This window comes from Halochromatium glycolicum, assembly GCF_016584085.1.
GTDB lineage: Bacteria > Pseudomonadota > Gammaproteobacteria > Chromatiales > Chromatiaceae > Lamprobacter > Lamprobacter glycolicus.
The window spans coordinates 15,082-29,187 of record NZ_NRSJ01000013.1 but is presented as its reverse complement, the minus strand read 5'-3'; the positions used below and the strand labels follow the sequence as shown (position 1 = coordinate 29,187).

At 63.5% G+C, this 14,106-nt stretch carries 11 protein-coding genes; 10 read left to right on the top strand and 1 reads right to left on the bottom strand.

The features are described 5' to 3' along the window. The first annotated feature begins 74 nt into the window (after positions 1-74). The 10 genes from CKO40_RS24895 (at position 75) to CKO40_RS09110 (ending at position 13,172) form a co-directional block, all read left to right on the top strand. Positions 75-2,618, top strand: coding sequence for an endonuclease/exonuclease/phosphatase family protein (locus CKO40_RS24895; protein WP_200345903.1), 2,544 nt, complete (start codon positions 75-77; stop codon positions 2,616-2,618). 103 nt (positions 2,619-2,721) lie between these two features. Further along, positions 2,722-6,174, top strand: coding sequence for a bifunctional metallophosphatase/5'-nucleotidase (locus tag CKO40_RS09150; protein WP_200345902.1), 3,453 nt, complete (start codon positions 2,722-2,724; stop codon positions 6,172-6,174). 310 nt (positions 6,175-6,484) lie between these two features. After that, positions 6,485-6,874 (top strand): preQ(1) synthase, encoded by a 390-nt coding sequence (gene queF / locus CKO40_RS09145; RefSeq protein WP_200345901.1) that lies wholly within the window; start codon positions 6,485-6,487, stop codon positions 6,872-6,874. Then, positions 6,871-8,160 carry an FGGY-family carbohydrate kinase gene (locus tag CKO40_RS09140; protein ID WP_207173523.1) on the top strand — a complete coding sequence of 430 codons (1,290 nt, stop codon included), beginning with the start codon at positions 6,871-6,873 and terminating at the stop codon, positions 8,158-8,160. Before queF ends, CKO40_RS09140 begins: the two co-directional genes overlap by 4 nt. Before the next feature lie 640 nt (positions 8,161-8,800). Next, complete coding sequence (locus CKO40_RS09135; protein WP_200345900.1) at positions 8,801-9,424, top strand: V-type ATP synthase subunit D; 624 nt, start codon at positions 8,801-8,803, stop codon at positions 9,422-9,424. A gap of 157 nt (positions 9,425-9,581) precedes the next feature. Then, on the top strand, positions 9,582-10,244 hold the full coding sequence (nth, locus tag CKO40_RS09130; RefSeq protein WP_200345899.1) for an endonuclease III: 663 nt from the start codon (positions 9,582-9,584) through the stop codon (positions 10,242-10,244). Between the two features lie 159 nt (positions 10,245-10,403). After that, on the top strand, positions 10,404-10,850 hold the full coding sequence (locus CKO40_RS09125) for a DUF1841 family protein (protein ID WP_200345898.1): 447 nt from the start codon (positions 10,404-10,406) through the stop codon (positions 10,848-10,850). Between the two features lie 339 nt (positions 10,851-11,189). Next, on the top strand, positions 11,190-11,450 hold the full coding sequence (locus CKO40_RS09120) for an HvfA family oxazolone/thioamide-modified RiPP metallophore (RefSeq protein ID WP_200345897.1): 261 nt from the start codon (positions 11,190-11,192) through the stop codon (positions 11,448-11,450). A 29-nt stretch (positions 11,451-11,479) separates the two neighbouring features. Then, positions 11,480-12,349 carry an HvfB family MNIO-type RiPP peptide maturase gene (locus CKO40_RS09115; RefSeq protein ID WP_200345896.1) on the top strand — a complete coding sequence of 290 codons (870 nt, stop codon included), beginning with the start codon at positions 11,480-11,482 and terminating at the stop codon, positions 12,347-12,349. After that, complete coding sequence (locus tag CKO40_RS09110) at positions 12,342-13,172, top strand: HvfC family RiPP maturation protein (protein ID WP_420827374.1); 831 nt, start codon at positions 12,342-12,344, stop codon at positions 13,170-13,172. Before CKO40_RS09115 ends, CKO40_RS09110 begins: the two co-directional genes overlap by 8 nt. Positions 13,173-13,250: 78 nt before the next feature. Here CKO40_RS09110 and CKO40_RS09105 read toward each other — a convergent pair whose 3' ends face one another. Next, positions 13,251-14,096: a retropepsin-like aspartic protease family protein gene (locus CKO40_RS09105; protein ID WP_200345894.1), complete on the bottom strand. Its 846-nt coding sequence runs from the start codon at positions 14,094-14,096 to the stop codon at positions 13,251-13,253. Positions 14,097-14,106 lie beyond the last annotated feature (10 nt).

Sequence of the window (14,106 nt, the reverse complement as noted above, 5' to 3'; positions counted from 1 at the left end):
AAATATTCATCGGGCTGACCCAGAACGGTAATGGCAATCGTTTAACCTCCGGGTTTTTTCGAGGAGGCCAAGCGATGTTCTCTAACCGCCAACGACGCATCGGCACCCTGGTCCTGGTGTTGGACCTAGGCATCGGTCTGATCGGCACCGCCACTGCCGAGACGGTGATAAATGAGGTGGTCGGCTCGACCACCGGTGCGGATGTCGAATTTGTCGAGCTTTACGGTGTTCCTGGCTCCTCACTAGCAGGCATCTCTCTGATCGTCGTCGAATCCGATGACATCGCGGCGAACGGAGCGATCGACTTCCAATACGACTTCGCGACGGGTGACGCACTCGGCGACAATGGCTTCTTCCTGGTCGGCAACGATTCAGTCTTCGCGACCTACGGCGTCGCGCCGAACCGGACGATCGAGGCCAACGCGGTCGAGAACTCGAGCTACACGATCGCGCTGGTGCAAACCTCATCCATCGCCGGCGCGAATGTCACTGGCAACGAGATCGTGCTCGACGCCCTGGGCGTATTCGACGGCGATGCGGGGGATGCGTTCTTCTTTGGCGCCCCGGTGATCGGACCAGACGGCCGCTTCCTGCCGGCCGGTGGCCGCCGCGCTGCAGATGGCATCGATACCGACACGGCCACCGATTGGGTCCTCGCGGACTTCTTCCTGACCAATAACTTCCCGACGGCAGGCACCGGTGATCTCGGTGGCAACATCGCGTCGGCGAGCATTCCAGAGATCCAGGGAGCAGGGCACAGCTCGCCCTTCGCCGGCGAAGAGGTGACGACCGACGGCGTCGTCACCGCCGTCGACAGCAACGGCTTCTACCTGCAGGACCCGGAGGGCGATGGTGACCTCGCGACCTCGGACGCCCTCTTTGTCTTTACCGGCAGCGCGCCCGGCGTAGCCGTCGGCGATGCCGTCACTGTGACAGGCCTCGTCTCCGAGTTTATTCCGGGCGGCCCTTCGACAGGCAACTTATCGACGACGGAGATCGTCGGCAATCCCGAGGTCACCATCACCGCGTCCGGCGTTGCCTTGCCGGCGCCGGTGGTCATCGGCAACAGCGGTCGCATCGCTCCGAGCGAAAACATCGACGACGACGCCTTTGGAGCCATCGCCGGCCTCGGAGACTTCGACCCGACGACCGACGGCATCGATTTCTTCGAGAGCCTCGAAGGGATGCTGGTCACCGCCGAGGACCTCGTCGCCGTCGCCGGGACCAATCGCTTTGGCGAGATCTTCGCAGCAAACAACCAGGGGTCGAGCGCAACCGGGCTTTCGCTCAGCGGCACCCTGAATATCTCGCCGGACGACTTCAATCCGGAACGCATCCAGGTCAATGACAACAGCGATATCTTCGACTTCGCGTTTCCTGAAGTCGCTGTCGGAGACCGGCTCGGCGACGTGACGGGCGTGATTGGCTCCAGCTTCGGCAATTTCGAGATCTATCCAGTGGAGGACTTCTCCGCGAATGTTGTGTCGGCCGACCTCCTTCCGGGGGCGTCGAATCTTTTCCCGGAGGTCCGCACGCTGCTGGTCGCCAGTTACAACGTCCTGAACCTGGACCCGAACGACGCCGACGGCGATACCGATGTCGCCGACGGCCGCTTCGACACGATCGCGGAGCAGATCGTCCAGAACCTCAATGCACCCGACATCATCGGGCTGCAGGAGATCCAGGACAACAGCGGGTCAGTCGACGACGGGACCATCTCTGCTGACCTGACCCTGCAGACGCTGGCCGATGCAATCGTGCACGCAGGCGGACCGGCCTACGCCTACCTCGACAACACCTTTATTGGCGACAACACGAGCGGTGGCCAGCCGGGCGCCAATATCCGCACAGCCTTCCTCTACAACCCGGCTCGCGTTTCGCTCGTACCTAGAAGCATCGAGACGATCGGCTCCCAGGAGCCAGGCGGTGCGTTCTTCGATGCCCGGCTCCCGCTCGTCGCCGACTTCCTATTCAACGGCCAGGCGATCACCGTCGTCGTCAACCACTTCTCGTCGAAGAGCGGGTCCGCGCCGATCCTCGGTGTCGAGCAGCCGTTCGAGGCGCGTCAGGAGGAGGTCACCGTCAACGGTTCCCTCGACGAGCGCCAGACACAGTCGGCGGCAGTGCAGGGGTTCGTCGGCGATCTGCTCGCCGCAGACCCGGCCGCGAAGATCGTCGTGCTCGGTGACTTCAACGAATTCGAGTTCGTTTCGCCGCTGCTTGACCTGGAGGACACCGGGCTGACCAACCTGACCTGGCGCTTGGATGAGAACGAGCGCTACTCGTTCATCTTCCAGGGCAACAGCCAATCGCTCGATCACATCCTCGTCAGCGACAGCCTCGTGGACGCTGCGCTGTTCGACATTGTGCACCTGAATGCTGAGTTCGCTGAAACCGCAAGCCGTGCGTCCGACCACGAGCCTCTACTGGCTGCTCTAGCGTTCTCGGCCCTGCAGGGCGATGCGGACGGAAACGGCGTGGTGAATCGAGCCGATCTGAACATCCTCAGAAGTTACTTGCGGCAACCAGCAGACAACTGCAAGGCATGCGACCTCGATGGTGATGGAGTGGTGTCGATCCGCGATGCCAGGCTGCTGATCCTCGAGCTGCGACAGTAAGCAGCACGCGCAACCCCAGTCAGTAGCGCGCATCCAGTCTGTGCCGCGCGCTGCGACTCGTCCTAAAAATCCGATGTCACCAACGAACCTACTGGAGTCCACAATGACCGCTTCGATACCACGCCTCGCGCTGCTTTCCTCGGGCCTCGTGCTCGGGGCGAGCCTCAGTCCAACTGCGTACGCCGAGTTCAAGCTCGAGCTGCTGCATGCCGCTGACCAAGAAGCCGGCGCGGCAGCCGTTCAGGATGCACCGCGCTTCTCAGCGGTGCTCAATGCCCTGCGAGCCGAAGATTTGAGTAATGACGGCCTCGCTGATAACACGATTGTCCTCTCGTCGGGCGACGCGTTCATTCCAGGCCTCTTCTTCGACGCCTCCGCCGGGGCATTCGGATCGGCCGGTATCGCCGACATCCAGATCCAGAACGAACTGGGCTTTCAGGCGATCGCCTTCGGCAACCATGAGTTCGACTTCGGGACTGAGACGCTGGCTGATCTCATCGACGGCAGTGCTCCAGGAACGATCCTTGGCGCTGATTTCACGGGTGCCGCGTTCCCCTACCTGTCGACCAACCTAGACTATTCGACCGATCCGAGTATGGCACCTCTCGAGGTCTTGGGCGGACAGACGCCTCAGGCCGGCAAGCTCACTTCATCGGTGATCATCGACGTTAACGGTGAGCCGATCGGCGTGGTCGGCGCGACGACACCAACCCTGAAGAGCATCTCGAGCCCTGGCGATGTCGGTGTGTTCCCCACACCCTTCGATGCGAGCCCAACCGAGGCTCAGCTCGATGCCCTGGCGACCGAGATCCAAGCGGGCATCGATGACCTGCTCGCGGCAAACCCGGACATCAACAAGGTGATCCTGCTTGCGCACATGCAGCAGCTCAACATCGAGTTTGCGCTCGCCGAGCGGCTGCGCGGCGTCGACATCATCGTCGGCGGCGGCTCGAACACCCGTCTGTTCGACGAGAACGACCGCCCGCGCGACGGGGACAGCGAACAGGGCGATTATCCGACCTTCTTCGAGGACCTCGATGGCAACCCGGTTGCCGTCGTCAACACCGACGGCAGCTATCAGTACGTTGGCCGCCTCGTGATCGACTTCGACGATTTTGGCGTCATCGATCCGGCGAGCTATGACCCCGTAGTCAGCGGGGCCTACGCGACCGACGAGCAAGGGGTTACGGATCTCTCTGCCGAGGGACTGATCGACCCGGAGATCCAGGAGATCGCCGATGCCATCGAGGCGCAGATCATCGCGACCGAGTCGAATGTCTTCGGCATCGCCGATGTCTTCCTGAACGGTAACCGCAGCGGTACCGGTGCAGGCGACGACCCGGACGGGGTCCGCACCCAGGAGACCAATCTCGGCAATCTCACCGCCGATGCCAACCTCGCGACCGCGCAGCTCTATGACCCCAGCGTGCTCGTCTCGTTAAAGAACGGCGGCGGCATCCGGGCGTCGATCGGGCAGACGATCGTCCCGCCAGGCGGCACCGAGGCGGTCCGGCTGCCGAATGAGGCCGTGTTCGACAGCGACGGGAATCTGATCAAGCCCGAGGGCGGGATCAGCCAAAACGACATCCAGACCACGCTGGCCTTCAACAACGGCCTGACACTGCTGACGCTCACCAAGGCCGAGCTGGTCGCCCTCCTCGAGCACGGTGTGGGCGCCATCCCTGGGGTCAGCGGCCGTTTTCCGCAGGTCACGGGGGTGACCTTCTCCTATGACGCAAGCAAGGATGAAGGCGACCGGATTCAAAGCGCGGCGGTCGTCTCCGAAGACGATGAGCTCGTCGCAATGCTGGTTCAGGACGGCGAGCTCGCCGGCGACGCGAACGAGCTGTTCCGGGTCGTGACCCTCGGCTTCCTGGCCGCTCCGCGCTTCGACGATACCGGCAACTTCATCGGCGGCGGCGACGGCTATCCGTTCCCGAATACCAACCTCGATCCGGCCGTCGGCGAGACCGCCGACCTGGACACCTTCAACAGGATCGATCCGCGTTCGCTGGTCGAGGAGGGCCCCGCATCGGGTAACGCCGTGTTCGCCGACGATGGAAGCGAACAAGACGCGCTCGCCGAGTACCTCTTTGCCAACTACTGGACTCAGCCATTCGATGGGGATGACACCGGTCGCAGCGAGGACGAGCGCATCCAGAACCTTGCATTCCGAGATGACACCGTGCCAACTCCGCCGATCGCAGGCGATGCAGACGGGAACGGCGTGGTCGAGCGTGAGGACCTGAAAACCTTGCGCTCCTTCCTGCGCCGGCCAGCGAGCAGTTGTCCGGCATGCGACCTTGACGGCGACGGCGTCATCTCGATCCGAGACGCCCGACTCTTGGTCCTCTCAATTCCGAGACCCGCAACCGTCACAAACGGCGCGGATGATGGCCCAGGCTCCCTTCGCGCTGCTCTCGGCAGCGGCGCGACCAAGATCACCATCAAGCCGTACGTTTCGGAGATCGTCGTACAATCCCCGCTCCATTACGATTCAACGAAGCCGCTGACAATCGCCGGTTCCGGGCAAGTAATCCGTTGGGGCATCGATTCAGTCGATCCGGCCGACGCCCTACTCCACCTCTCGAAAGGTGCAGACCTTTCCCTATCCAAACTGAGTTTCCAAGGTCTAGGTGGCTACTCGATCACCGAGCAAGGTGGCGGAAAGGGAGTCTTCATCGATGTTCCAACTGATCGCGTCGGTCAGGTCAATGTCAGCCTGAACGATGTGTCGGTCAGCGACACCGGCAACCATGGCGTGCATGTGCGCGACTGCCCGAATGATGACTGCAGCGCGGGCCAAGGAGGAGGAGGCATCGGCTCCCCGGCTTCAGTCTTCATGCGTCTGACCAATGTCGAGATCGATGGCGTCGGATTCGGCAAACAGGATGCGGACGGCGTCCGAGTCGATGATCGAGGAGACGGCGATATTCATCTGACCGTCTCCAACTCGACGTTCAAGAACGTTGGCGCCGATGGGATCGAGCTCGACGAGGGCGACGCCGGAAGTGTCGTCATCGACGTACGCGACTCGGTTTTCGAGAGAAATGGCGCGTACTGTTCGGATATTCGAGACGAAGGGGTCGATCCCATTGCAGCTGATCCGGCCTGCGATGACGACGGCGACCCGGACGTCGACGACGCCTTCGACATCGACGAGGCTGGCTCGGGTGGCATTTCGGGGATCATCGTAAACGCCGACATCATCGACAACTTCGACGAAGGTCTCGACTTCGATACCGAAGGGGAAGGCGCTGATAACGACGTCGACCTTGATCTCATCAACATCTATGCAGCTGGCAATGGCGACGAAGGCATCAAGGTATCGGAAGAAGGCGACGCCTCCGTGCTTGTCCGCATGCGCGCGATCGACGTGGAAGGCGATGTCGAGGTCGAGGAAGAAGATGCCGGAGACCTCGAGGTCGTCATCAATGGCTCAGCCATCGGCGATGACCTGAAGCTTGCCGAGGATGGCGACGGCGTCGGGACGGTGCGGCTGCGTGGTACCACGGTCGGCGACGAGCTCGACTTCGAAAACGTCGACGAGATCTAGGCCCACCTCGCTCAGCAGCGCGGGCCTTAACGCAGCGGTGATATGCGGCTGCCCGGGTCAAACAGCCCTGGAAAGGCAGGCACAGGTCGTCCTTATCCAGGGCTGCGGCCCGCGGCAGGGTCTTGTTCGGCGGCCAACCGCCAGGCCTGCGAGAACGAGCGCGGCGGTGCGGATTGTCGGAATCAGGGAGCCCCCAAGGGTGCCCCGACGCCAGGGGCAGGCCGTCACTCCGGCTTAGAGCAATGCAGTCGGTGCCTGAGCTCGCTATGCTTCGTTGAAATCGACCGAAAAAGCAACGAGGCCCGTTTTGATGGCGAATGCGCTAAGCCAGAACCTGGAAACCTTCCCGAACCCGCAGCCTGAGCGTGATTACACCATCCGCATCCGGGTGCCGGAGTTCACCTGCCTGTGCCCGAAGACTGGCCAACCCGATTTCGCCGAGCTCACACTCGAGTACGTGGCCGATAGGTTATGCGTCGAACTCAAGTCGCTGAAGCTCTACGTCTGGTCGTATCGTGACGAGGGCGCCTTCCATGAGGCGGTCACGAACCGCATCCTTGAGGACCTCGTCGCAGCAACCGCGCCCAGATTCATGCGGTTGACCGCCGAGTTCAACGTCCGCGGCGGCATCTACACCACGGTGGTCGCAGAGCATCGTGCACCGGACTGGAGCGCGCCGGCGCCGGTCCAGCTGCCTTGACCGCGAGCATCGCACCCGATTGCTGGATCGGGCTCGACCTCGGAACCTCTGGCTGCCGCGCGATCGCGATCGATGCCGACGGCAGCACCATCGCCTCGGCATCAACCTCGCTGCCCGCACCCGAGTCGCCAAGCCCTGATGCACTCCAGCAAGATCCGGAGCTCTGGTGGCAGGCCGCCTTAGCGGTGCTGCGCCGACTCCAGGCCAATCTCGACGACCATTGCCCGCGCGCGCTCTGCGTCGACGGTACGTCAGCGACCCTGCTGTTGTGCGATAGCGAGGGTCGGGCGTTGACGCCGGCCTTGATGTACAACGACGCTCGCGCGTTGTCCCAGGCCGAGCAGGTCGCCGAGCAAGCGCCGGAGGACTCGCCAGCACGGGGGCCGAGTGCTTCGCTCGCGAAGCTCCTCTATCTGCGCGCGCAGGTGCGCCGCGACCAAGCTTTGCTGGCCTTGCATCAAGCCGACTGGATCGGCGGCCGGCTGCGCGGCCGCTTCGGCGATAGCGACTGGAACAACGGCCTGAAGCTGGGGTTCGATCCGGAACAACTGCGCTGGCCGTCCTGGCTGGGCAGGCTCAACCTCAGCCCGATCCAGCTGCCACAATGCCATCCGCCTGGCTCCGACCTCGGCAGCATCGATCCGGAGGTCGCCGCCATCCTGGGCCTACCAGCCGAGATGCGGGTCTGTGCCGGGACGACCGACAGCAACGCCGCCGCGCTGGCCGCTGGCGCGCGCGAGCCAGGTGACGCGGTCACCAGCCTCGGCTCCACGCTCGCGCTGAAGCTGATCTCCGAGTGCGCGCTGCAGGACGCGCGAAGCGGCGTCTACAGCCATCGCATGGGCGACCGCTGGCTCGCCGGCGGCGCCTCCAACAGCGGCGGTGCCGTGCTGCGACAGTATTTCAGCGACGCCGAGCTCGCGCGGCTGAGCGAGCGCATCGATCCTGACCGGCCAACCGGCCTCCACTATTATCCGCTACCGCGGCCGGGCGAGCGGTTTCCAACCCCAGACCCGCAGCGCACACCCCGTCTCACCCCGCGCCCGGCCGAGGATCATCTGTTCCTGGCCGGAATCCTGGAGGGCATCGCTCATATCGAGCGCGAGGGCTATCAACGCCTCTGCGCGCTCGGCGCGCCGCGGCCGAAGCGCATCCTGAGCACCGGCGGCGGCGCCCGCAACGAAAAATGGAATCGAATCCGCGCCCGCGTGCTCGGCCTGCCGGTAGAGACCGCATCGCAGCAGGAGGCTGCCTACGGCGCCGCGACCCTTGCACGGGGGCTCTGACCGCACGGCTACGTCATCTTCCCGGCACCTGCTCGCTGGCCCCACGCCGCTCGATAGCCTGCGCGCAGGCGATTCTTTGACCTCATGCGGCACCGGCTTAGACCCCAGCCCCAGCTGAGCTTGAGCCGAGTGCAGCGCGTCAGAAATATAGCCATTCCGCCTGATCGCCGGACAGAAAGCGCCGGCATAGTCAGCACCGATGGGCTCAGCCTGTCCGGAAACCAGGGCGAGTGACTATACCGAGACCCTTTTCCTACCACCTGGCTCTCAGCGCTGTAGGAGCCCGCTTGCGGGCGACCAGGCCGCGCTCGCGGCGGCGAAGATCGCCCGCAAGCGGGCTCCTACCCCACGACCATGGCGGGCAGCGATAACCCTAGAAGCGGCAATCGAGCGCCTCTCAGAGGCACGGCTGTTACCGCGAATCGCCTGGGATTGATCGTCCGGGGTGGCAGCCTGCCATGAGATGAGCGTTCGAGCGCATTCAAATTCTGAGCGAATCTCAAGCCGTCCTGCTGATGCAGAACGCACCGGCCGCCGCGCTTGACCAGGACCTGCATTCAGGCTGCCCGGTCTTTTGGCACAATAGCGGGCAGCCGTCGCTTGTCCGCAGGCAGTCCAGCCAGCCCCGGAGTCCAGTTCCATGGCGCAGCAAGTCTTGAAGGTCCCGCCGACCAAGAACACCCTGCTTTCGTTGAAGAAGCAGGTCCGCTTCCTCGAGGAGGGGCATGACCTGCTGGAGCGCAAGCGTGAGCTTCTGACCCGGCTGGTCTATGAGCGCATCGGTGAGTACCGGCGCCTGCGCGAGGCCGCCGAGCGGGGGCTCGAGGAGGCCTATCGCTGCCTTGGGATCACGCATCTGCGCATGGGTAGCCGCGGTCTCAGTCAGGCCGCACTGGGCGCAAGTCCGGGTCTGCACGTCGATATCCTGCCGCGGCGCTCCCTGGGCGTCGAGTATCCGGCGGTTTCGGCGGAGCGGGTGCCGATCAAGCCGACCGGCCTGCTTGGGACCGATGCAAGCTTCGACAACACCCGCGAGCACCTTGCCGAGGCGGCGGTGCTGCTCGCGCGGCTCGGCGAGGTCGAGATCGCCCTGTATCGGCTCATGGAAGAGCAGCGCAAGGCGCAGAAGCGGGTCAATGCGCTCAAGTACAACATCATCCCGCTCTACCAGCGCAGCATCCACTTCATCCAGTCGGCGCTCGAGGAAGAGGAACGCAATACCCTGTTCCAGGTCAAGGTGCTGCGTGACCGGGCTGCGGTCTAGTCCTAAGCAGAACGCATCGGCACCCCGTTTACTCGGCGCGTGATACGAATGATCCGATCGAGTAGACCGATCCCAAAAGCCCCGACGGAATGCGCTTGAACCGATTACAAATCATAAGGTTATCCAGCCGACTCGGTGATTCTGCTAGGGCCGCCCAGTGAACCGGGAAAAGCGCACGGCGATCTTTCAGCGGCTGCGCTCAGCCAACCCTGCCCCGACGACCGAGCTGGTGTTCAGCTCACCCTTCGAGCTTCTGATCGCGGTCATCCTCTCTGCTCAAGCGACTGACAAGGGGGTGAACAAGGCGACGGCGCGGCTGTTCGCGATCGCAAACTCGCCTGCGGCGATCCTCGCGCTCGGCGAGGAAGGGCTCAAGGAACAGATCCGGACCATCGGTCTGTTCAACAGCAAGGCAAAGAACATCATCGAGACCTGCCGGCGTTTGGTCTCCGACCACGCCGGCGTGGTCCCGAGAGACCGCAAGGCGCTCGAAGCACTGCCTGGGGTCGGACGCAAGACCGCGAACGTGGTCTTGAATACAGCCTTCGGAGAACCGACGATCGCCGTTGACACGCACATATTTCGGGTCGCCAATCGCACTGGCCTCGCAGTCGGCAAGACGCCCCTCGCCGTCGAGCAACGCCTTGTGCGTCTGGTACCGACCGAATTCCTGAAAGATGCGCATCACTGGCTCATCCTGCATGGTCGCTACGTCTGCAAGGCACGCTCTCCAGACTGCCCGAATTGTCCGATCTCCGACCTCTGCGAGTATAAGGAGAAGACGATGGCCCTGCCCTGTGCTCGCAGCCGCACGGCCTGACGGCCTCGGCAACGCGACCACGCGGAGAATGCAACACTCCCAGCCATTGCTTAGCGGTATCCCAGGGTTACAGCTCCTCTTGCTCGCGCCCGCTCGACAAGATCACCAGCGCCGTCGAGGCGCAGCAGTTACCGCAAAGCCAGTTGCTCCAGGACGCTGATGTTCACGAACGACCGCAACGCGCTCCGGCAAGCCTATGTCGAGGCCTGGCGCAAGGCCCGCGCCAAAGAACGGCTTGAACCCGTCGAACAGCAGATCGTGGACGTCGTTCGGCAGCATCCGGAATATCAGCCACTCCTCGAGCGAGGCGATTCGGCTCTAGGCCGCGATTGGCTGCCGGAGGGCGGCGAGACGAATCCGTTCCTACACATGGGCCTGCACATCGCGCTGCAGGAGCAGGTCGCAACCGACCGCCCAGCGGGTATTCGGCCACTCTATCGCGCGATGATCGACGCCTGCCTGGGTGACGTCCATGCAGCTGAGCACCAGATCCTCGACTGTCTCGCCGAGGCGATCTGGAAGGTCCAGCGCGACGGCGGCGAGTTCCAACCCAAGCCTTATCTCAAGTGCATCAAGCGACGCGGCGCTGGACGGCGGCGAGCCTGAATAGGCTCGACCCGCAGCGTCGTCGAGCCAGGTCAACGCGATCCTTATAGCCATTCCGCCTGATCGCTGGACAGAAAGCGCCGGAACAGTCAGCACCGATGGGCTCAGCCTGTCCGGAAAGCAGGGCGCGCGACTCTCTCTGCGGACATGAAACATTTGATCGCTGAACTCGGTCTTTAGGGGCGATAGCAGAGACGCGCTGCGCTGAAATCCCAGCTTTAACCCAGCGCCGTACTGTGTTATCAGTAGTGTCCTGCAAGTGGGCTCCGATAACGCCTCGTTACGGAGGCTTGCAGACAATCCAACAAGACAGAACCCTATCTCTCCTGGAGTGGAACCATGTCCAAGAAGACCATGACCCCGGCGGCGGCAGTAATCGGTGCGGCCTTGGTTGGCGGCTTGTCAGCCGCCAACCTCGCGAGCGCGGAAGAGAACCCGTTCGGCGCCGAACAGCTCAATGGCGGCTATCTGATCCTGGCCGGCGAAGGGAGCTGTGGCGAAGGCAAGTGCGGTTCCAAGGACGGTGGTGAGGGGAGCTGTGGCTCCAAGGATGATGGCGAGGGCAAGTGTGGCGAAGGCAAGTGCGGCGGCACGAGCTGAGCCGTTGAACGATGTTTGACAGCCAAGCCATGACGAGTCCTCAGTACCCGGTTCATGGCGCCGGCCTCGGCCTGCGGCGCGCGTTTACCGCCGCCGCAGCCGAGCAGCCACCCGCCGAGGTCGCGTTCTGGGAGATCGCACCCGAGAACTGGATGGGCGTGGGCGGCCGATGGGGCAAGCTCCTGCGGCACATGACTGAGCGCTATCCATTCGTCTGCCATGGGTTGTCCCTGTCGATCGGGTCACCGGCGCCGTTGGACCTGGACTTCGTTGCCCGCATCAAGCAGTTTCTCGACCAGCATCAGATCCGGGCCTACACCGAGCACCTGAGTTACTGCTCTGATGACGGGCATCTCTACGACCTGATGCCGATCCCATTCACTGAGGAGGCCGTCGCACATGTCAGCGCCCGGGTGCGCCAGGTTCAGGAGGTCCTGGAACGTCGGATCGCGCTGGAGAACGTCTCCTACTACGCTGCGCCGGGCCAGCAGCTCAGCGAGCTCGAATTCATCAATGCTGTGCTGGCAGAGGCCGATTGCGACCTACTGCTCGACGTGAACAACATCCAGGTCAACAGTATCAACCACGGCTACGATGCGCATGGATTCCTGAAGGGGCTACCGACCGAACGCATCGTCTACGGGCATATCGCCGGCCATTACCAGGAGGCACCGGACCTGCGCGTCGACACGCACGGGGCAGACGTGATCGAGCCGGTCTGGGACCTGCTAGAAGACGCCTATCAGCATGCCGGCGTCTTCCCCACCCTGCTCGAACGGGACTTCAACATCCCGCCGTTAGAGGATCTCATCGGCGAGGTCAAGCAGATCGCAGACCTCCAGCAGCGCCATCTAGGGCGCCCCGTCGCGAGCCGGTCCGAACAGGTGGCGCATGGCTGAGAGCAACAGGACACGAATGGATAGGCCGATAGGAATGGATCGGCCGATAGAAACCGCCGCACAGGATTTTGCTTCGATTCAACGGGGGTTTGCTGGCCATATCCGCGACCCGGAGGGTCAGCCTGTGCCAGACGGGCTTGAAGAGCGGCGCATGGCCATCTATCGGGACCTATTCTTCAACAATCTCTCGTCGCTGTTGCGCCAGGGTTTTCCGGTGCTCTATCGCTGCCTTGGTCAACAACGCTGGACGAGGCTCGTGCGCCAATTCATGATCGAGCATCGCGCCGAGACGCCGTTGTTTCCCGAGCTCGGCCGCGAGCTCGTCACCTTCCTGGCCGAGGAGCGGACGGCCGAGCCCGAGGACCCGGCCTTCATGCTCGAGCTCGCCCACTACGAATGGGTCGAAGCCGCCCTGCTGTTCAGCGATGAGGAGGCGGGCCCGGAGCTCGCCGACCCGAATGGCGATCTCCTCGCCGAGTTGCCCGTGGTCTCTCCACTGGCCTGGAACCTGAGCTACTGGTTCCCAGTACACCGCATCGGCCCGGACTTCCAACCGACCGAGCCCGATCCCGAACCGAACCACTTGGTCGTCTACCGCAACCGACGCGACGAGGTCGAGTTCCTGAAGATCAATGCCGTCACTCAGCGCTTGCTGCAGTTGCTGCAGGCGGGGGAGCAACGTTCGGGGCTCGAGGTGTTACGCGCGATCGCAGGCGAGCTCCAGCACCCGAATCCAGACCAAGTGATCGCCTTCGGCCGCGGCCTGCTAGACGACCTACGCGAACGCCATATCCTGATCGGCACCGCGAACGGCCTATCCTGATCAGCACTCGGCACTCGGCGGGCTGACACCGTCTACTGCATGCAAGCGCCTCGCCGCGCAAGACAGGCGCTTTCCGGTCTAGCGCGCGCTGTTCGGCTCATCACCGTCGGCCGCAGCGCCCGTCTTTTGCGTCGGCCTCAATGTCAGACGGTTACGCTCGTCGTCGATCGTCATCTGAAAGCGACCGAGCACGCTCATCCCGAGCAGGCCCGAGGAGCCGAGCTTCTCCTGCTCTAAGAACGCGACCGCGACATCCTCCAGCGGCTCGCCATCAAGCCAGACCGCATTCAGCGACCCCATCAGCGCCTGCGCGCGGCCGTTCGCGGTCTGCACCTCCCGCTCGACGAGCTCGTCTTGATCGAGACCCAGCGGCGCGATCATCGATGCCGGCAGCACGACCGCGTCGGCACCGGTATCGATCAATAGGGCGCGATCGACCCGGCGCCCGCCGACCCCCTCGAGCGTCACCCGGACCGAGTGCTGAGCGCCCTTGCGGATGGTCTCGAGCTCGATCGGATCAGACGGGCCGGGGCCTTCCGCCGCATCGAGCTGCACCTTCGGGGCCGGCGGCGACGTATCGGTCAAACCGATGATGATCACCCGCTCGACCTCACGGTCATCGCCGTGAACGATGATGTGGTCGAAGCGCTCCAGCAGAACGCGCAGCCGGCGGTAGAGGGCACCCTCTTCAGCGCGGCCTTGCTCACCCGCCAGCGCCTCAGTGCCGGTGACCGAAAAACCATACTCGCTCGATAAACGCTCCAGTTCCGGAGCAATCTCGACTTGCGCAGCAGGCCCAGCAGGCCCAGCAGGCCCAGCAGGCCCAGCAGTCGCTTGCGCGAGCCAGAGCGCGCTAAGCAGGGCAACCAACCGAGTGCGAAAGAGAGCGCCCATCATGAGCACGCCGACCAAACGCGTTACCATGCGCTGAGCT

Bases quoted from the DNA above. Each gene is read 5' to 3' on its own strand.
- CKO40_RS24895 (WP_200345903.1), top strand. From the start codon at position 75: ATGTTCTCTAACCGCCAACGACGCATCGGCACCCTGGTCCTGGTGTTG.
- CKO40_RS09150 (WP_200345902.1), top strand. From the start codon at position 2,722: ATGACCGCTTCGATACCACGCCTCGCGCTGCTTTCCTCGGGCCTCGTG.
- queF (WP_200345901.1), top strand. From the start codon at position 6,485: ATGGCGAATGCGCTAAGCCAGAACCTGGAAACCTTCCCGAACCCGCAG.
- CKO40_RS09135 (WP_200345900.1), top strand. From the start codon at position 8,801: ATGGCGCAGCAAGTCTTGAAGGTCCCGCCGACCAAGAACACCCTGCTT.
- CKO40_RS09125 (WP_200345898.1), top strand. From the start codon at position 10,404: ATGTTCACGAACGACCGCAACGCGCTCCGGCAAGCCTATGTCGAGGCC.
- CKO40_RS09120 (WP_200345897.1), top strand. From the start codon at position 11,190: ATGTCCAAGAAGACCATGACCCCGGCGGCGGCAGTAATCGGTGCGGCC.
- CKO40_RS09115 (WP_200345896.1), top strand. From the start codon at position 11,480: ATGACGAGTCCTCAGTACCCGGTTCATGGCGCCGGCCTCGGCCTGCGG.
- CKO40_RS09110 (WP_420827374.1), top strand. From the start codon at position 12,342: ATGGCTGAGAGCAACAGGACACGAATGGATAGGCCGATAGGAATGGAT.
- CKO40_RS09105 (WP_200345894.1), bottom strand. From the start codon at position 14,096: ATGGTAACGCGTTTGGTCGGCGTGCTCATGATGGGCGCTCTCTTTCGC.